Annotated in this window: 19 protein-coding genes and 1 pseudogene; 5 read left to right on the top strand and 15 right to left on the bottom strand. The window is 65.5% G+C overall.

Going from position 1 to position 16,022, the window contains the following annotated elements; all coding sequences use genetic code 11:
* Positions 1–183: 183 nt before the first annotated feature.
* From KBA48_RS03925 to coaBC, 3 genes are read right to left on the bottom strand one after another with little or no spacing between them, the layout of a single operon-like run.
* On the bottom strand, positions 184–639 hold the full coding sequence (locus KBA48_RS03925; protein ID WP_054166884.1) for an Rrf2 family transcriptional regulator: 456 nt from the start codon (positions 637–639) through the stop codon (positions 184–186).
* A gap of 9 nt (positions 640–648) precedes the next feature.
* A complete protein-coding gene (gene dut / locus KBA48_RS03920) occupies positions 649–1,104 on the bottom strand; it encodes a dUTP diphosphatase (RefSeq protein WP_292903687.1) in 456 nt (151 codons plus the stop codon).
* A 2-nt stretch (positions 1,105–1,106) separates the two neighbouring features.
* Positions 1,107–2,351 carry a bifunctional phosphopantothenoylcysteine decarboxylase/phosphopantothenate--cysteine ligase CoaBC gene (coaBC, locus tag KBA48_RS03915; protein WP_292903686.1) on the bottom strand — a complete coding sequence of 415 codons (1,245 nt, stop codon included), beginning with the start codon at positions 2,349–2,351 and terminating at the stop codon, positions 1,107–1,109.
* 454 nt (positions 2,352–2,805) lie between these two features.
* Here coaBC and petA point away from each other — a divergent pair, with 454 nt between their 5' ends.
* The 5 genes from petA to KBA48_RS03890 all read left to right on the top strand — a co-directional run bounded on the left by petA (position 2,806) and on the right by KBA48_RS03890 (position 6,871).
* Positions 2,806–3,351, top strand: a complete 546-nt coding sequence (gene petA / locus KBA48_RS03910; protein ID WP_292903685.1) for a ubiquinol-cytochrome c reductase iron-sulfur subunit — start codon at positions 2,806–2,808, stop codon at positions 3,349–3,351.
* A 27-nt stretch (positions 3,352–3,378) separates the two neighbouring features.
* Positions 3,379–4,659 (top strand): cytochrome b/b6, encoded by a 1,281-nt coding sequence (locus KBA48_RS03905; RefSeq protein ID WP_292903684.1) that lies wholly within the window; start codon positions 3,379–3,381, stop codon positions 4,657–4,659.
* 13 nt (positions 4,660–4,672) lie between these two features.
* Positions 4,673–5,458, top strand: coding sequence for a cytochrome c1 (locus KBA48_RS03900; RefSeq protein WP_292903683.1), 786 nt, complete (start codon positions 4,673–4,675; stop codon positions 5,456–5,458).
* 266 nt (positions 5,459–5,724) lie between these two features.
* Positions 5,725–6,018 (top strand): DUF2798 domain-containing protein, encoded by a 294-nt coding sequence (locus KBA48_RS03895; protein WP_292903682.1) that lies wholly within the window; start codon positions 5,725–5,727, stop codon positions 6,016–6,018.
* A gap of 76 nt (positions 6,019–6,094) precedes the next feature.
* On the top strand, positions 6,095–6,871 hold the full coding sequence (locus KBA48_RS03890; RefSeq protein WP_292903681.1) for an RluA family pseudouridine synthase: 777 nt from the start codon (positions 6,095–6,097) through the stop codon (positions 6,869–6,871).
* Positions 6,872–6,899: 28 nt separating this feature from the next.
* On the opposite strand, the gene KBA48_RS03885 is transcribed toward KBA48_RS03890, so the two are convergent.
* The 12 genes and pseudogenes from KBA48_RS03885 to KBA48_RS03830 form a co-directional block, all read right to left on the bottom strand.
* Positions 6,900–7,619, bottom strand: coding sequence for a hypothetical protein (locus KBA48_RS03885; protein ID WP_292903680.1), 720 nt, complete (start codon positions 7,617–7,619; stop codon positions 6,900–6,902).
* A 31-nt stretch (positions 7,620–7,650) separates the two neighbouring features.
* Positions 7,651–7,917 (bottom strand): hypothetical protein, encoded by a 267-nt coding sequence (locus KBA48_RS03880; RefSeq protein WP_292903679.1) that lies wholly within the window; start codon positions 7,915–7,917, stop codon positions 7,651–7,653.
* Positions 7,910–8,509: pseudogene (locus KBA48_RS03875) on the bottom strand (portal protein); the annotation flags it as partial. The pseudogene KBA48_RS03875 and the gene KBA48_RS03880, both read right to left, overlap by 8 nt.
* 82 nt (positions 8,510–8,591) lie before the next feature.
* The gene (locus tag KBA48_RS03870) at positions 8,592–8,852 is read right to left on the bottom strand and encodes a hypothetical protein (RefSeq protein WP_292903678.1); all 261 of its coding nucleotides are present in this window, start codon (positions 8,850–8,852) and stop codon (positions 8,592–8,594) included.
* A gap of 7 nt (positions 8,853–8,859) precedes the next feature.
* Entirely contained in the window at positions 8,860–10,473 is a 1,614-nt protein-coding gene (locus KBA48_RS03865; protein WP_292903677.1) for a terminase TerL endonuclease subunit, read from the bottom strand.
* On the bottom strand, positions 10,445–10,855 hold the full coding sequence (locus tag KBA48_RS03860; RefSeq protein WP_292903676.1) for a phage terminase small subunit P27 family: 411 nt from the start codon (positions 10,853–10,855) through the stop codon (positions 10,445–10,447). Before KBA48_RS03860 ends, KBA48_RS03865 begins: the two co-directional genes overlap by 29 nt.
* A 432-nt stretch (positions 10,856–11,287) precedes the next feature.
* The gene (locus KBA48_RS03855) at positions 11,288–11,638 is read right to left on the bottom strand and encodes a hypothetical protein (RefSeq protein ID WP_292903675.1); all 351 of its coding nucleotides are present in this window, start codon (positions 11,636–11,638) and stop codon (positions 11,288–11,290) included.
* Between the two features lie 17 nt (positions 11,639–11,655).
* Positions 11,656–12,063 (bottom strand): hypothetical protein, encoded by a 408-nt coding sequence (locus KBA48_RS03850; protein WP_292903674.1) that lies wholly within the window; start codon positions 12,061–12,063, stop codon positions 11,656–11,658.
* A gap of 4 nt (positions 12,064–12,067) precedes the next feature.
* A complete protein-coding gene (locus tag KBA48_RS03845; protein WP_292903673.1) occupies positions 12,068–12,688 on the bottom strand; it encodes a phage head-tail connector protein in 621 nt (206 codons plus the stop codon).
* Positions 12,689–12,701: 13 nt separating this feature from the next.
* Positions 12,702–13,127 (bottom strand): hypothetical protein, encoded by a 426-nt coding sequence (locus tag KBA48_RS03840; protein ID WP_292903672.1) that lies wholly within the window; start codon positions 13,125–13,127, stop codon positions 12,702–12,704.
* Positions 13,128–13,138: 11 nt separating this feature from the next.
* Positions 13,139–14,773: a phage major capsid protein gene (locus KBA48_RS03835; protein WP_292903671.1), complete on the bottom strand. Its 1,635-nt coding sequence runs from the start codon at positions 14,771–14,773 to the stop codon at positions 13,139–13,141.
* Entirely contained in the window at positions 14,760–15,983 is a 1,224-nt protein-coding gene (locus tag KBA48_RS03830) for a phage portal protein (RefSeq protein ID WP_292903670.1), read from the bottom strand. The genes KBA48_RS03835 and KBA48_RS03830 overlap by 14 nt, the downstream gene beginning before the upstream one ends.
* Positions 15,984–16,022: the final 39 nt, after the last annotated feature.

Raw genomic sequence — 16,022 nt, 5'->3', positions numbered from 1 at the left:
ATTGTGGTATTTATCGGAAATACCGGGTCGCTTTTGTGTATATAGGGTGGTGGTGACGCTGTCAAAGAGGCGATACCAACACGCAATATGTTATTGCGTGTTGGTTGGCGCATTGAGCGCCCGCGACCCCATGGTCGCGTAAGCCAAGGCGGTGGATGCCGCCGCCCGGCGCCTGAGGGACTACTAAATGCTGAAATCCAGCTTCGAGGCCGCCTCGCTGGCCACGCCGGCCTGATGGGCGCGCACGCACAGGTCTTCGATGCTGGTCTGTTCCAGGCGCGCCATCACTTCGTCCTGCAATTCGGCCCAGAGGGGGCGGACGACCTGCCGGCCCAGTTCGGCGCCCACCTCTTCCTCGATCGGGTCGGTGGCCTGTTCCAGGGCGCGGACGACACGCACGATCTCCGCCACCGTGATGCGGCGGCGTTCCTTGGCAAGGCGGTAGCCGCCCTTGGGGCCGCGCACCCCGGCCAGCACGCCGGCCCGGACCAGGGCCTGCAGCACCTGCTCAAGGTAACGCTTGGGAATGCCCTGGCGCTGCGTGATCTCCGCCGACTGTACCGGGGCGGAGCCGGCATTATAGGCGATGTCCAGCACCGTCTCGATGGCGAACATCAGTTTTTTGGATATGCGCAGCATGCCCGTGCCTCACCCTTTCGTGCCGGTCGATCCGAAACCACCCGACCCGCGTGCGGTTTCATCCAGATTATCCACTTCCGTCCACACCGCCCGTTCATGCCGGGCGATCACCATCTGCGCGATGCGTGTGCCGCGCTCCACGGTGAAGGGCTGGTCGCCATGATTGATGACGATCACCCCGATCTCACCGCGATAATCGGCATCGATGGTGCCGGGGCTGTTGACCAGGCTGATGCCGTTCTTCAGGGCCAGGCCGGAGCGCGGGCGGATCTGCGCCTCGTACCCTTCCGGCAGGGCGATGGCGATGCCCGTCGGGATCAACTTGCGCTGACCGGGTTCCAGGGTCACCGGCTCCGATACCGCGGCCAGCAGGTCCATGCCGGCGGACAGCGCCGTGGCATAGCCCGGCAGGGCCAGATCGGCGCCATGCGGCAGGCGACGGATGGAAATGCTGATATCCGACATTCTTATTTCTTTCCGTTTTCGAAATGATTGCTGATGGCGGCGGCCAAGCGGCTTGCCACCTCGGTTTTGGCCAGGTTTTCCCAGGCTTCCTCTGTCCCATCGGCGCGAATGACATGCACCGAATTGCGGTCGCCGCCAAAGGTGCCGCTGGCCGGTGACACGTCGTTGGCGACGATCCAGTCGCAGCCCTTGCGTTGCCGCTTGGCGCGGGCATAGGTGACGACGTCATTCGTTTCGGCTGCGAAACCAACGACCAGCGCGGGGCGGTCCGGCCCGGCAGCCGACAGGGTGGCCAGGATGTCGGGATTTTCGGTCAGGCTCAGGATCGGCGGCCCGCCGCCATCCTTTTTCAGCTTCTGGCCCGCGGCCTCCACGCGCCAGTCGGCGACGGCCGCGGCGGCCACGAAGATATCGGCGGGCAAGGCGGTGCGGCAGGCGGCCAGCATTTCCGCTGCCGTCTCTACCGCCACCGCCGTCACGCCGGGCGGATCGGACAGACGCACCGGCCCGCTGACCAGCGTCACGCGGGCACCCAGGGCGGCCAGGGCCGCCGCCACCGCATGGCCCTGCTTGCCGCTGGACCGGTTGGCGATATAGCGGACGGGGTCGATCGGTTCATGGGTGGGGCCGCTGGTCACCAGGGCATGGCGACCTGCCAGCGGCTTGGGCGCTTGCCTTGCTGCGAACCAGCCGGCCAGATGATCGGTGATGGCCAGCGGTTCCGCCATGCGGCCCGGCCCATATTCGCCACAGGCCATGGCGCCCTCATCCGGGCCGATAATGCCCACACCGCGCGCGGCCAGCAGGGCCAGATTGGCCTGGGTGGCCGGATGCTCATACATCCGCACATTCATGGCCGGCGCCACCAGCACCGGCTTGTCCGTGGCCAGCAGCACCGTGGTCGCGAGATCATCGGCCAGACCATGCGCCATGCGGGCCAGGATATTGGCCGTGGCCGGGGCCACCAGCACGACATCCGCCGATCGCGAAAGCTGGATATGGCCCATGGCCGATTCGTCGGTCAGCGACCAGAGATCCTGATAGACCGTATCCTCCGACACGGCCTGCAGGGTCAGCGGGGTGGTGAATTTGGCCCCGCCATCGGTCAGCACGACACGCACAGAGGCCCCGCGTTCACGCAGGCGGCGCACCAGATCGGGCGTCTTGAAGGCGGCAATCCCCCCCGCCACGATCAGCAGGACACGACGGCCGGCGAGTGATTGCACAGGCGGTGGCGTGGTGGACAAGGGCGATATCCCTTCGGCTCCGGGGCCGGACAGATTGTTTGCCGGTAAATCGGCACAATCGGCGGGCGGAATGAACGCCGGCTGCGCTGTGAAATCAGGGATATTCCCAATCCGGGACGGATGCAAGCGCGCCGCCATGCACGCGCGCGGGGGGATCGATGTTCCAGACGCCGGACAGCGCGACAGATTGTCCAGAAGCATGCGCTTCCCAACCGTTGGCGGGCCATGTATATCGAACATCCGCGACCGGAGGTGCCTCCGGCCGCTCCGTTCGTGCTGGCCTTTCCCGCCTGTCGTGCCGCATCCCCCGATGCGGGCCGCGATGGTGAAATGGGGGTGGAAAGACCGGCGGACAAGCCCAATTCAGCCCGGGTTCCCGGGTCCATGTCGTTGTTTTCAGTAAAAGGCGTCGGCCCGACGGGGGCCGCGTCCATTCGCCGAGGAGATGAGAGGTATGGCGGACACCATGCATGCGGGCGACGGCCAGACCCGCCGCGACTTCATCTATCTGGCTGGCGCCGCCATGGGCGGTGTTGGTGCCGCTGCTGCTTTGTGGCCCTTCATCCACAGCCTGAACCCGGCCGCCGATACGCTGGCGCTGGCCAGCATCGAGGTCGATCTGGCCCCGATCCAGCCGGGTCAGGCGATCAAGGCCATGTGGCGCGGCAAGCCGGTTTTTATCCGCAACCGCACCCAGGAAGAGATTGATGCCGCCCGCGCCGTACCCACGGCCGAGCTGATCGATCCGCAGCCGGACCAGGCCCGTGTCAAGGAAGGCAAGGATAACTGGCTGGTGCTGGTCGGCGTCTGCACCCATCTGGGCTGCATTCCGCTGGGCACCTCCTCGGGCGAATCGAAGGGTGATTTCGGCGGGTGGTTCTGCCCCTGCCACGGGTCGCACTACGACACGTCGGGCCGCATCCGCAAGGGTCCGGCGCCGCTGAACCTGCACGTGCCGGAATACGCGTTCCTGACCGACACCCGCGTCAAGATCGGCTAAAAGACAGATCCAGTCAGGGAGTGCCAGATGGCTCACGCCCCACAGTCCAATTTCGAGAACCCGGTGGTGAACTGGATCGACCAGCGCCTGCCGATCTTCACGATGATGAACAAGGAGTACGGGTCCTTCCCGACTCCGCGTAACTTCAATTATTTCTGGAACTTTGGCGCGCTCGCCATGGTCGTGCTGATGACGATGATCGTCTCCGGCATCGTCCTGGCGATGCACTATACCAACAACACGTTGCTGGCCTTCGACAGTGTCGAACGCATCATGCGCGATGTGAATTGGGGCTGGATGATCCGCTACATCCATGCCAACGGCGCCTCGATGTTCTTCATCGCCGTCTATATCCATATCTTCCGCGGCATCTATTACGGTTCCTACAAAGCCCCGCGCGAACTGATCTGGATCTTCGGCGTCGTCATCCTGCTGCTGATGATGGGCACGGCCTTCATGGGCTATGTGCTGCCCTGGGGCCAGATGTCCTTCTGGGGCGCCACCGTGATCACCAACCTGTTCTCGGCCATCCCGGTGGTGGGTGAGAGCATCGTGACCCTGCTGTGGGGTGGTTTCTCGGTCGATAACCCGACCCTGAACCGCTTCTTCGCCCTGCACTATCTGCTGCCGTTCGTGCTGCTGGCCGTCGTGGTCCTGCATGTGGCCGCATTGCACATCACCGGTTCGAACAACCCGCTGGGGATCGAGCCGAAGGGCCCGCAGGACACGCTGCCGTTCCACCCCTACTACACGACGAAGGACATTTTCGGCGCGACGATCTTCCTGATCATCTTCGCCGCCTTCGTGTTCTTCGCGCCGAACTACATGGGTCACCCGGACAATTACATCCCGGCCGACCCGCTGGTGACGCCGGCGCATATCGTTCCGGAATGGTACTTCCTGCCCTTCTACGCGATCCTGCGCTCCATCACCTTCGCCATCAGCCTGCCGTTCACCGACGTGGTGCTGGTTCCGGCGAAGCTGGGCGGCGTTCTGGCCATGTTCGGTTCCATCGCGATCCTGTTTGTCCTGCCCTGGCTGGACAGCTCGCCGGTCCGGTCGGCCCGTTTCCGCCCGATCTTCAAGTGGTGGGTTCTGCTCTGCCTGGTGCCGGCCTTCTTCATGCTGGGTTATGCCGGCGGCAAGCCCGCTGAGCAGCCCTACGTGCTGATCGGCCAGTTGGGCACGGTGATGTATTTCGCCTTCTTCCTGGCCCTGCCGATCATCGGCCGGATCGAGAAGCCGCTGCCGCTGCCGGCCAGCATCGCCAATCCGGTCCTCGGCGGCAACGCCGCCACCGCCAAGTGATGGAGAAGGCCTGATGCGTCGTCTTCGTACCCTTATCGCCGCAGGCGCCATGACCATTGCTGGCCTGACCAGCACGGCCCTGGCCGCCGGCGACGCGCCCCTGCCGCCGGCCCAGACCTGGGCCCATGGCGGGGTGAACAGCTTCCTGTCCTTCTTCAAGGGCTATGATTACGCTTCGGTGCAGCGTGGCTTCCAGATCTACAAGGAAGTCTGCTCCGCCTGCCATTCGCTGCATCTGGTGTCGTACCGCAACCTGCACGACATCGGCTTCAACGAGGCGGAAGTGAAGGCCATCGCGGCTTCGGTGGAAATCACCGACGGCCCGAATGACCAGGGCGAGATGTTCACCCGGCCGGGCCTGCCGTCCGACCGGTTCAAGAGCCCGTTCCCGAACAAGCAGGCCGCGGCCGCCGCCAATGGTGGCAAGGCTCCGCCGGACCTGTCGCTGATCGTGAAGGCCCGCGCCCATCACGAAGATTATATCTATGCTCTGCTGACGGGGTATGGCGAGGCTCCGGCCGGCCATGAACTGTCGCCGGGCAGCAACTACAACAAGTACTTCCCCGGCCACGCCATCGCCATGGCGCAGCCGCTGTACGCGGACGGTGTGACCTTCACCGACGGCACCAAGGCCACGATCGAACAGCAGGCCCACGACGTCACGACCTTCCTGGCCTGGGCCGCTGAGCCCAAGCTGGAAGAGCGCCGTCGCGTCGGCCTGATGGTCATGCTGTTCCTGGTGTTCTTCGCCGGCATCATGTACGCCGCGAAGCGTCGCCTGTGGTCGGAAGTGCATTGATCGTCTGATCATTATTGATGGATGGGGTGGTCTCCACCTTTTCCATGGCAGCGGGGCGCCCCTTACCGGGCGCCCCGTTTGTTTTTGCGCCGGCCCCGCTTGCAAGAGGGTGGGGGCGGGGGTTATACAGAGATGCGCTTGCCCCGAACGCAAGACGCCGTAAGCGTTTACGTCAGCCAACGTACCAACAGGACCCCGCCCGACAGCGTGGTCCCTGCCGGTACATGTGCGACAGCTACGGCGGGGCGGGGGAAGGAGAGCGTAAAATGACGAACGATACCATCAGGACCGGCCGTTCCGGCATGGGGCGGCGCTTTGGGTTTCGCAAACTGCAGGCCCGTTATGCCGGCATCGTGATGCCTTTTGTCCTGTCGGTCTTCATGACCTGCATCGTATCCGCCATCGCCACCCTGCGCAGCGTCGGCATCGCCGATGGCGTCCATTGGCTGTGGCTTCAGAACTGGACCTTGTCCTGGGTCGTGGCCTTTCCGACCCTGCTGGTGATACTGCCGCTGGTTCGACGGGTGGTGGGCCTGCTGGTGGCGTCCCCGCAGACATGATATCGCCGTTCCCCCTGTCCGGCACCCGGCCGGATAGGGGGATTCCATTTCCCACCCGCTTTTCCCGGCCCGTTCCATGAATGCTGACGATCTTCTTTCCCGCCTGCTGTACCGTGATGGCCTGATGCTGGTGCTGGACAAGCCGGCAGGCATCGCCGTGCATGCGGGTCCGGATACGGCCAAGGGCAAGGGTGACAATCTGGAGCGGCATTTCGATGCGCTGCGCTTTGGTTTTCCCAAACCGCCGTCGCTGGCCCACCGGCTGGACCGTGACACCTCGGGCTGCCTGATCCTGGGCCGGCATCCCAAGGCGCTGCGCCGGCTGGGCATCCTGTTCCAGGAAGGCAAGGTGGCCAAGACCTACTGGGCCGTCGTGCTGGGCCATCCGGCTGACAATACCGGCAAGATCGATGCCGGCCTGACCAAGATCAGCGATGCGCGGCGGGGCTGGCGCATGGTGATCGACAAGGAGGACGGCCAGCCATCCGTCACGCTCTGGCGCGTGCGCGGGCGCGGCGACCTCCCGGGCATCGGCCCCGTCGCCTTCATGGAACTGAACCCGAAGACCGGACGCACCCACCAGATCCGGGTGCATATGCAGCATCTGGGGCATCCGCTGCTGGGCGACCCGATCTACCTGCCTGCCGGTGCGCCGGGACGGGTGGGCGATGTGCTGCATCTGCATTCCCGCGCCATCACGGTCCCCATCCAGGCCACCAAGCCCCCCGTCACCGTCACCGCCCCCGTACCCGACCACATGCGGAAGGCGCTTGCCGCCTGTGGTTGGGACGGGGTGGAAGGACCCGCCACCGTGATCGGCGGTGACGGTCCGGTCCTGACGGGCGGCGCATGATGCCGCCGGGATTGGATAGGGCCGCTTCCTATCCATTGCCATAGGCGCGGCGGAAACCTTCGGTCACCTTGGCGATGAAGCCGGGGTCGCGGTCGCGCCAGTAGCGGGGATCGGCGATCATGCGGTTCAGGTCACCCACGCCGCCGGTGGCATCGGAGTCGGCGCCACGGCGCAAGGCTTTCGGTTCTCCCCCGCCCTCACCCATCAGCCGGTGCAGCGCCATCACCCCGTCAGCCGTCCCCGACAGCGCGTCCAGCAGCGGCGATGGCAGGTTGCGCTGTCCCCAGGCCAGGATCTGGCCCGACAGTTCCTGCCATTTCTCCGGCCCGCCGAAATGGCTGGCCAGTTTTTCCAGCTCCGCCTCCGCCTGATATCCCGCGGCCATCTCTTGCAGCAGCGGCAGCATGCGCTCGGCTGCCAGGTCATAGAGAAGCTGGGCCTGTTCGGGCGTGTAGCCGGCGCCATGCAGGCGGTTGTTGATCTCCGCATCCGGCTCGAACAGCCCGTGGTCACAGCGGATGCAATAGCCATCGGGCTTGTCCGGCACACCCAGCAGGGCCAGGGCCTTGGCCTTCTCTGCTGCGGGATCGGTGGGGCCGGACATTTTGCGCTCCAGTTCCTGATAGGATTTCAGCAGTGCCTCCACCCGGATGCCGCCCGTGGCCGGGTCCCAGAATTTGACCGGCACATGGTCGGGGCGGGCATGGGCGTCGGTGCTGTTCGTGACGTCGGTCGATGTCATGTCCATGGCGATATCCTCAATCAATGGTGGGAAGGTTTCAAAGGAGGGGAGGGAGCAGGGACAGGCCGCCGCGTGCGGCCAGATGGCGAAGGGCCAGGACCAGCGCCCGTTGCCCCTCCAGATGGCGCAGCCTTGCCTCCGTCACCTCGGGACCGGGACTGGTCCCCAGAATGATGCGGGTCAGGTGGGACAGGAGCAGGCGGCCATCCGCCCCGGCGAACAGCCGGGCACAGGCGGCGGCCAGATGATCCTCGTCCGGGCCCTCGGTTTCGGATTGGGTCCAGGGCCAGCCGGGATCAGTCATCCGTGCCCTCCACCGGCATGGCGGCGGGCGGCGGGCGGACCAGCAACGGCGGCACCCCCGCCGCATCGGCCAGGAAGCGGGCACAGGCCGGCAGATCCACCACCGACAGGGCGTCCGGCCCCAGGGCCGACACGCTTTCCAGCCAGCGCAGCGTCGCCTCTGCATCGCGCTGCGCCTGGGCCCGGGCCAGCGGCGACAGGATGCGGATCAGCACCTGGCGCCCGTCCGCCGCGATGTCGGGCACCAGCCCGCGCCGGCGCAGGATGGACAGGCAGCGCCGCACCAGTGGCACCAGCAACTCCGATTGCAGCCGGCCGAAGGTGGCCCCCAGGATGCGCGCCATCTCGGCCCCCCGTTCCAGCACCTCCGTCGCCGTCATGCGCGGCCCATCCACGGGCGCCAGCCGGTCGGCCAGCAACGCATGCCGGATCCGGGCGCGCAGGTCGTCCAGCACCAACTGGCTGACATCGAACCGCCCCGGACTGGCCAGCGGCGTCAACCCCGCCGACCCCACGGCCTTGGGGATGATGGTCCCGGGCACCAGCCGGATGGCACCGGGATTCAGCACCCCGTCATCATCCGCCTGCCAGATGCTAGGGACAATTTGGCATTGCCCTTGCTTTTCATGCTCTTGGTGGGATGGCATGGTTTGCCGTAAGCGTGGCGTAAGCAACTCACTGCGGGCCGCAAACAGCCTCCACAGCAGCGCGTTTGATGGCATCAACTGTGCCCGGCTTCATGAACCGGACGGTGGGATACCATGCTCCAAGATGGTCGCGTTGGTGGGGCATGTTCGCGTAGACGCTGCCGTCATCACGTCTGATTATCCGAATGCCGCGGACCTCGACACCGGCTTTCGGGATGGCAACGGCCACGACAGCGATACAGGCTGAATTGTCGTGGCGGCGGTCGATTCGGATAACATCCAGGCGCATGGTGTCCTCAAACGAATAGGAAGCCTTCAGGCCGGGCGGCCTCATAGACGGAACCAGTGTCTTCGCTGGCCAGGATCCGGCCGATAGCCATGGCGGCGGCAACCGCGCCATCAATGCGGCCGCGGGCCTTCTCCTTGGTGAATTTCTCGTTCTCCGCCGCGTCCTTCTCTGCCACCACGTTGCCAAAGCACATGCGCAGGACCGGGTTATCTCCATGGCGGAACTCACCGCCAAGGATGGCCCGCTTCAACTCCCGCACGGGGGCGGCCATGCTGGCGAAGCCCTGGCCGAAGGTGGCGACGGTGATTTCCTCCCGCTGCAATGCCGTGGTGACAGCCGTGGAGTTCCATCGATCAATGGCAACTTCCTGGACGGCATACCGTTCCGCCAGCTCTACGACGTGGGCGATCACCGCGTCGTAATCGATGCGGTTGCCCTCTGTCACCTTCAGGTGCCCAGCGTCCCGCCAACGCAGATAATCCGCCTGGTCACGATCCGCCTTCCGGGCCAAGGCGGCTTCCGGCAGGAAGAAGGTGGCGATCACGTCATAGGTGCGGGTGTCGCCATCGCCAGAGGGGAAGACTGCGGCCACGGCCGTCAAATCTTCCACGCTCGACAGGTCAACACCAATCCAGCAGGGCCGGCCGATCAAGTCATCGGGGGCGGTCATCGCCGCGGCTTGGTCATAGGTGGCCAGATCCATCCAGGGGTTTGCGGCCCCTTCCTGCCACTGGTTCAGATGGAAGCGGCGGAAGTCGGCAATCTCCGCCGGGAAATGCTCGATGCGGCGGGCCTTGATGCGCAATTCCTCCAGGCTGCAAAAGCCGGCGGCGATGGCCGGGTTTGCCGCGTGCCAGGCCGCTTCATCGCGCCAATCCGCTTCCGGGTCGGCGGCGAAGATGATGGGCGCGAAGGTCGGATCGTTCACTTCGCCCCGCGCTACGGCCAGCGAATAGGACCAGAGGTCGAAGGCGAGCCCGCCTTGACCTTCCCCGGCGGTGGAAATGACGATGGTCAGTGGCTGTTCTCGCTTCACCATGCTGTCCGTCACCACCTTGAACAGCTTCCGGCCCTCCGCCAGCGGCCAGGAATGCACCTCATCCGCCAGGAAGAACGAGGCGTTCATGCCGTGCTTGCTGTATGCCTCGGACGAGATAGCCTTCAGGATGGAACTGGTCTTCGTGTGGTTCAGCACCTTCCGGCTTTCGATTGGTGCCACGCGGCGCAACAGGGCGTCATCCTGCTTCACCATCTCGAAGCTGTGCTTGAAGGCGATGCCGGCATTCTCCCGGTCGGCTGCGGCTTGGATCACCTGTCCGCCCGCTTCGGCTTCCGGTCCCAGGAAATGAGCCAGGGCCAGCGCCGACGCGAGCGTCGTCTTGGCATTGCCGCGGGGTATCCAGATGCAGGCCATGCGCACCAGACGGCGCCCGTCGTCCGTGGTCGGGCCATAGATGCGGCGGACCAATGACCGTTGGAAATCATGCAGATGGAACGGCTTGCCTGCGAACCTTCCTTCCCATAGCCGGAGCTTGTTGACGAAGCGGCACATCCGGTCGGCACGGCCGGTCGGATCAGGGTAAAGCTCCGGATCAGGCGAGAAGGTCAGAATCCCAGCCATCGCCTTTTCCTTCGTCCGTTTTGCCCCTGGTGCCCTGTCGCTGTGGCGTCAATGCCAGTTCGGCCGCCAGCAGCCGGCATTCCCGCATTGCCGCCTGTTGCATCTTGAAAGCCGGGTGCGGCTTGGGCCCGTCCTCCCCGGAAATCATCCGGCCGTCGGTGGCCATCAGCTCTTCAAACTCCCGCACCTGGCCGGCGGCGACACAGTAGCTTTCCAGCGTTGCCAACGTGTCGGCAGTCAGCAGCCGCCGGCGATGCAGTTCAGGAGCGCAGCGTTTCCATTCCCGCTTGGCGTGAACGGAAAGCCAGGTCGGGGGAGAGGGACAGCGGCCCGTGGCGGCACCCCCTTCAATCACCCGCAAATTCGGTTTTCGACCCTTCATCTGAAAGCCCTTTCGGGAAAATCCCCAATTTCAAGGTGAGTGCGCGCAAGACCCCCCAACGGTCCCGGCCCCCTCGGGTTGGAAACTCTGGAACCCCTATCCCCGTGGCCCTCCCTGGTCGCGGCGCGTCCGCTGGGAATGGTGCCGGTGGCAAAAGGGGCGCAGGTTGGTGGGATCAAGCCGGCGGTGCGGGGCCTCCTTCACGGTCTGGATATGGTCCGCGTCCGTGGCCGGCTGATCGCAGCCGGGGGCACAGCACGTCGGATGGCGTTCCAGGAATGCCGCCCGTACACTCTCCCAATCCCGGTCATAGCCGCGTTGGCGGGCGGAACCGCGGGCAATGTCGGCGGCCTTGGCACATCGCGGGCACCGCTGGCCGGCGGGGACCAGGGCGCCGCATTTGCAGGAACGGGGCGGAGCGAATGGCATGGCTTACCCCAACACGCGCATGTCGATACGGACCAAAGCGCCGCGGACATAGATCGGCCCAGCAGACTCGACATTGCGCTGAAGGCCCCGGATCATGACCCTGTCCCCTTTGCGGGGGATGCGGGCATCCGTGGCCGATAGCAAGCCGGAACCACCGGGCCATTTCGCCCGGTTGATTTCCGTGGGAGAGATGACGACGAAGCTGTCGGTCTGCGAGATGCTGCCGATCAGCTCTTCCGGCCGATAGCCGCGCACGAAGGCCAGGCATTCGACGCTGGCGAAGCTGTTGGGCGTCGTGCCGAATTGACGCATCAGCACGATGGATTCCCCGGCCACGGCAAGCATACGGTCCAAGGTGGCGATTTCCCGGTTCATCGCACCACCGCCCGGACGGTCAACAGGCTGTTGGCGTATGTGCCGGTGGTCACGATCCGGGCGCGCAGCCGGTCGCCAAGCACACCATCAACCGTCGTGTCGTCGGCAAGCGCGCCGTCGGTTGGCGCGATGGGGGCTGTCCGTGGTGTCAGGCCTGACACATTCACCACCTTCACCCCGCCGGCGGTGGTGAAGGCGAAGCAGGCGATATCCACCCAGGTGGTGCCGCCGTCCAGGCTGGTGGCGACATAGACCTTGGCGGACGTGCCGCCGGTGCCGTAGGCGAACCGGGCTTGGATCGTTGCGGCGGTCATGCCCTCAAGATCTGTGATCGGGGCTTGCGCTTCGTTGGCGGCGGTGGTGACGGGCTTGTCGGCCAGCGCATAGGTGCCTGGGTTCAACATGGTGTCATCCAATGGCGGGTTGACGATAGGCGGAAAGCAGGCCCTGTACATCGGGCGGCAAGGTGGCCCCGTCGCTGAACCCGCCCACCCAATAGGAATTGGCGCCGATGCCGTCGACCTCTTCCGTCTTGATCAGCGGATCACGGTTGCGGCTGAACCATGCCGCCTTCACCAGCAGGATGGCGGCCCGTTCAATGTCGTCAGGCAGGCTGCGGCCAGGGTTGCCGGGCAAAACGAAGCCGGCGACATATTCCACCACGATCTTGCCAGGCGGCCACGGCAAGCGTTCATCTGAGTCGGTAAGGCGATAAAGCAGGCCCGTTGCCCCCTCCACCTCATACCCGGCTTCGCCCAGCGTCGCCCCGGCCAGGGTGACGGACAGCACGGCGCCTACCGGCCAGCGCGACAGCATCAGGCTGTCGGTGAGGGTGGACAGGCGGAACGTCTCCCGCACGGTTTCGGCGGCAAAGGTGCGGTTGCACCAGCGCCGCACGGCCCCGCTTGCCTGGTCAATCAGGGTCAGCAGGAAAGCATCATCGGCCCCGGCGGTCATCCGCAGTTCATCCTTGATCGCGGCCAAGGTGGTCAGTCTCTGGCTTTCCGCCGGGGTGATGATGGTCAGCATTCCGACCTTCCGATCAGGTGGGCGGGTTGGCGGTGGGGGCGCGGTTGGGATGGCCCAGCAAGGCGACGGCCGCCACGAAGGCGTTACCGCTGTTGCCGGCCGGCGTGACGGTGAGGCGCGCGTAACGCTTGCCGCCGGCATAGCCCAGCTTCCGGGTTTCGTTGTCGTCAGCGAAGGTGAAGCTCGCCAGCGCCTCGGTGCCGATCAGCAGGTCATCCGGGACGGTCGCCGCATCGGACAGGTCCGATGCATCGCCGTGTTCCAGCAGCGCCGTGAAGGTGGCGTCGGCATCGGCCAGCGCCCCGGTGAGGATCACGAAGGTCAGGCTGTTGAAGCCCAGCGTATCGATCACCTGCGACACGAAGGGCGTGTTGTCGGTGACGGCCGCCGCCGGGGAAATGGCCCGGACGGGATGGATGTTGTTCATCAGGTCGCGCATGGGATGCTTCCTTAGCTCGCGGACACGATCAGCTTGCGGATGGCCTCGGACTTCCGCACCCCGGCGGCCACCCGGCGGCGGGCATGGAACCGGGCCTTGCCCTTGGTCCGCTGGGTCAGGTCATCGCGCAGGATGGAGAAGCCCACCCGGTCGAAGACGCGGAAGCCCTGGCGGAAGTCACCGAAGACGATGGGAACGGCACCACCGGCCACGTCGGGCAGGTCCGGCAGTTCGATGACGGGGCGACCCAGGATGGTGGTGGCCGGGGAGCCGGCGATACCGGTCATGGACAGAAGATATTCGCCCGTCGTGGTCTTCAGCTTGCGACAGGCCCCCAGTGTCGTGCTGTTCATCCCCCAGACCGCGTTTGCCCGGTAGGGCGTGGGCAGGGCGTGATAGGCATCAATCAGGCTGTCGGCGGTAATCAGGGAGGCATGGCCGCTGATCACGGTGGGGATGCTGGTATCCGACATGAAGCCCATGGGGCGCTTCACGCCGTTGCCGTTCACAAAGGCCTGACCCTCGGCATAGCCGAACTCTTCCGCCAGATCGGCGGACAGTTCGGCGAAGATGTTGACGGCCGCATCCTCCAGCGTGGAGAAGCTGACATCCACATAGGCCGTCAGTTCCTTCACGTCATAGATGGACTTGCCGTAGCGGCTGCCGGTGTCGGTATCGTCGCGGTCCTCCAGCTCCTCCACCCAGGTGGCGGTGGGACGGCCGATGCGCTTGGGCAGTTCCACGGTGCCGCGCGCGGTGCTGCGCACGGTGGCGTACTGGCGGATGGGGGAGAACAGCACGACGTTCTTGTCGATCTCGGCGATGAACTCCGCCGGCGCCAGATAGCCGGCCGACGGATCTTCCGCCGTGCGCAGCGTCTTCACCTCGGTGAACTCCATGCCGGTGGGGCCAAAGCGCAGATAATTCTCGAAGGCCTTGACCTCCACCCCATCGGCCGCCTTCGTCTCCGGCGCCGCAGCGCCCGGCCGGCGCAGCATGGTTTCGATACGGTCCACGCCCTTGGCGGCGGCGGCACTGTTGCCCTCCACGGCCTTCAGGCGCTTGTCCAGATCGGTCAGGCCGGTTTCCAGCTTGCTGACACGCTCTTCGACGGTGGGGGTGCCGCCGCCGGCTTCATTCTCGTCCATGGTGCTCTCTCTCGATGATGCCGCAGCGGCGGCGGGGAAGCTCTTGACGCTGGTGATCCGGGCGCCCGGCGCGGCGGGCACGCTGACCAGGCTGATTTCCAGCAGGTCGATTTCGTCCAGGCGGCGGATGCCGCCGGGCATTGCCGTGGCGCGGATGGCGCGATAGCCGATGGACAGGCCCGTGATGGCCTTGGACTTGGCCAGCGCATAGGCGCGGTCGCCATCATCGGTGCCAAGGGCCAGCCGGCCGGAGACGCGCAAGCCTTCCGACGTTTCAGTCATCTGCAGCCAGGTGCCGGCCACGGCCTTGTGGTTGTGATCGACCAGCATGGCCGGCATGGCGTCGGCGGCCTTGTGTTCGGCCAGGGTGCGGGTGAAGGCACCCGGCGCCACGATATCCCGCACCCGATCCGGCGTGCCACCGATGGGCGAGGCGATGCCCTCGATCAGCCCAGCCGCCCCGGCATCCTGGACGAACTTCAGTTCAAGCCGTTCCATCGGCGCCGCTCTCGTCATTGGTGGAGGTGGCAGCCGGGGCCGGCGCGGTATTGACCGGGCGCATGAAGGTTTCGCCACCGGCATAGGCCGGTCGGTTCTCCATGGCGCGGGCTTCGTTCGGGTTCAGCACACCGGCATTGATGGCCCGGCTGTAGGCCTCGAACCGCTTGGCGATTTCGGCGCGGGTCAGGTCATCAATCAGGAACTCGAAATAATATTCGTCCCGCTCTTCCGGAGTCAGCAGCGTGATGGCGGCGGCATCGCAGAAGGCCCGCAGGATGGGCAGCATGCAATAGGTCAGGTATTGCTGGCCCAGCGTCTCCGCGTTCGCATGCGTCACCCGTTCCAGATCATTCAGCAGCGACAGCGGCACCCGCCAGAAGCGGGAGACTTCCGCCACCTGCATCCGGCGCATCTCCAGCGTCTGGCTATCGGTGGAGGAAAGCTGGAGCTGCTCGAACTCCATGCCATCTTCCAGAATCATCGTCCGGCCGGAATTGGCTGTGCCCGTGTACCAGGCGCTGAAGCTGTTGCGCAGACGCACCAGCACATCGTCGGCGACCTTCTTCGTGTGCTTCAGCAGGCCGCTGGGTTTGGCGCCCCGACCAAACAGCCCGGCGCAATGCGCCTCCAGAGTCAGGGCAAGGCCGATGGCCTCCCGCGCTAGCGCCACGGGGCTGTCGCCCTGGGTCACGTCTAGCCCGATGCCCCGGATATGCAGGATCTCGTCACGGCCGTAATCGCGGGTGCCATCGCCCGTGGTGACGGCATAGATTGGCGCCATGGTGGTGGGATGCTGGCGGACGGAAACCCGCCTCGGGTCCAGCGGGATCAATTCCACCACCTGGCCGGTGCGGTCGCGGTTGGCGAAGGCATAGGCGTTGCCGTAGGTGGCGAGATGGGTGGCCAGGATCAGCCGGAACTCGCTGGCCGGAGTCCAGTCGTTGGCGGCCTTGGTGACCAGGGCATAGGCGGGGTGGTCGGTGGCCCGCACGCGGTCATCACCCTGCCGGCGGTACAGATGCCAGGGGATTTGCTGGACGGTTTCGGCGATGGCCTTCACGCAGCCATAGACGGTGCTGCATCGCATCGCGGATTCGGCGGACACTGACACGCCGGCGGCAGTCGGCAAAATATTGCCGGTCAACACCTCGTATCCGTCACCACTCTTCCGCTCCGGCGCCAATAGCGCCTTGATCCTGCCCAGCATCCGAAAACCCTCACGGGAATAACGGATCACCCTGGGCGG

Origin of the sequence: Niveispirillum sp. (assembly GCF_017996735.1) — a bacterium.
In the GTDB taxonomy this organism is placed as follows: domain Bacteria; phylum Pseudomonadota; class Alphaproteobacteria; order Azospirillales; family Azospirillaceae; genus Niveispirillum.
The sequence above is the reverse complement of the archived record's forward strand: the minus strand, read 5'-3'. Positions and strand labels throughout refer to the sequence as shown.

What these genes read in the sequence shown, in the direction of transcription:
- KBA48_RS03925 (WP_054166884.1), bottom strand. Translation starts at nt 639, where the DNA reads ATGCTGCGCATATCCAAAAAACTGATGTTCGCCATCGAGACGGTGCTG.
- dut (WP_292903687.1), bottom strand. Translation starts at nt 1,104, where the DNA reads ATGTCGGATATCAGCATTTCCATCCGTCGCCTGCCGCATGGCGCCGAT.
- petA (WP_292903685.1), top strand. Translation starts at nt 2,806, where the DNA reads ATGGCGGACACCATGCATGCGGGCGACGGCCAGACCCGCCGCGACTTC.
- KBA48_RS03905 (WP_292903684.1), top strand. Translation starts at nt 3,379, where the DNA reads ATGGCTCACGCCCCACAGTCCAATTTCGAGAACCCGGTGGTGAACTGG.
- KBA48_RS03900 (WP_292903683.1), top strand. Translation starts at nt 4,673, where the DNA reads ATGCGTCGTCTTCGTACCCTTATCGCCGCAGGCGCCATGACCATTGCT.
- KBA48_RS03895 (WP_292903682.1), top strand. Translation starts at nt 5,725, where the DNA reads ATGACGAACGATACCATCAGGACCGGCCGTTCCGGCATGGGGCGGCGC.
- KBA48_RS03890 (WP_292903681.1), top strand. Translation starts at nt 6,095, where the DNA reads ATGAATGCTGACGATCTTCTTTCCCGCCTGCTGTACCGTGATGGCCTG.
- KBA48_RS03885 (WP_292903680.1), bottom strand. Translation starts at nt 7,619, where the DNA reads ATGGACATGACATCGACCGACGTCACGAACAGCACCGACGCCCATGCC.
- KBA48_RS03880 (WP_292903679.1), bottom strand. Translation starts at nt 7,917, where the DNA reads ATGACTGATCCCGGCTGGCCCTGGACCCAATCCGAAACCGAGGGCCCG.
- KBA48_RS03870 (WP_292903678.1), bottom strand. Translation starts at nt 8,852, where the DNA reads ATGCGCCTGGATGTTATCCGAATCGACCGCCGCCACGACAATTCAGCC.
- KBA48_RS03865 (WP_292903677.1), bottom strand. Translation starts at nt 10,473, where the DNA reads ATGGCTGGGATTCTGACCTTCTCGCCTGATCCGGAGCTTTACCCTGAT.
- KBA48_RS03860 (WP_292903676.1), bottom strand. Translation starts at nt 10,855, where the DNA reads ATGAAGGGTCGAAAACCGAATTTGCGGGTGATTGAAGGGGGTGCCGCC.
- KBA48_RS03850 (WP_292903674.1), bottom strand. Translation starts at nt 12,063, where the DNA reads ATGTTGAACCCAGGCACCTATGCGCTGGCCGACAAGCCCGTCACCACC.
- KBA48_RS03845 (WP_292903673.1), bottom strand. Translation starts at nt 12,688, where the DNA reads ATGCTGACCATCATCACCCCGGCGGAAAGCCAGAGACTGACCACCTTG.
- KBA48_RS03840 (WP_292903672.1), bottom strand. Translation starts at nt 13,127, where the DNA reads ATGCGCGACCTGATGAACAACATCCATCCCGTCCGGGCCATTTCCCCG.
- KBA48_RS03835 (WP_292903671.1), bottom strand. Translation starts at nt 14,773, where the DNA reads ATGGAACGGCTTGAACTGAAGTTCGTCCAGGATGCCGGGGCGGCTGGG.
- KBA48_RS03830 (WP_292903670.1), bottom strand. Translation starts at nt 15,983, where the DNA reads ATGCTGGGCAGGATCAAGGCGCTATTGGCGCCGGAGCGGAAGAGTGGT.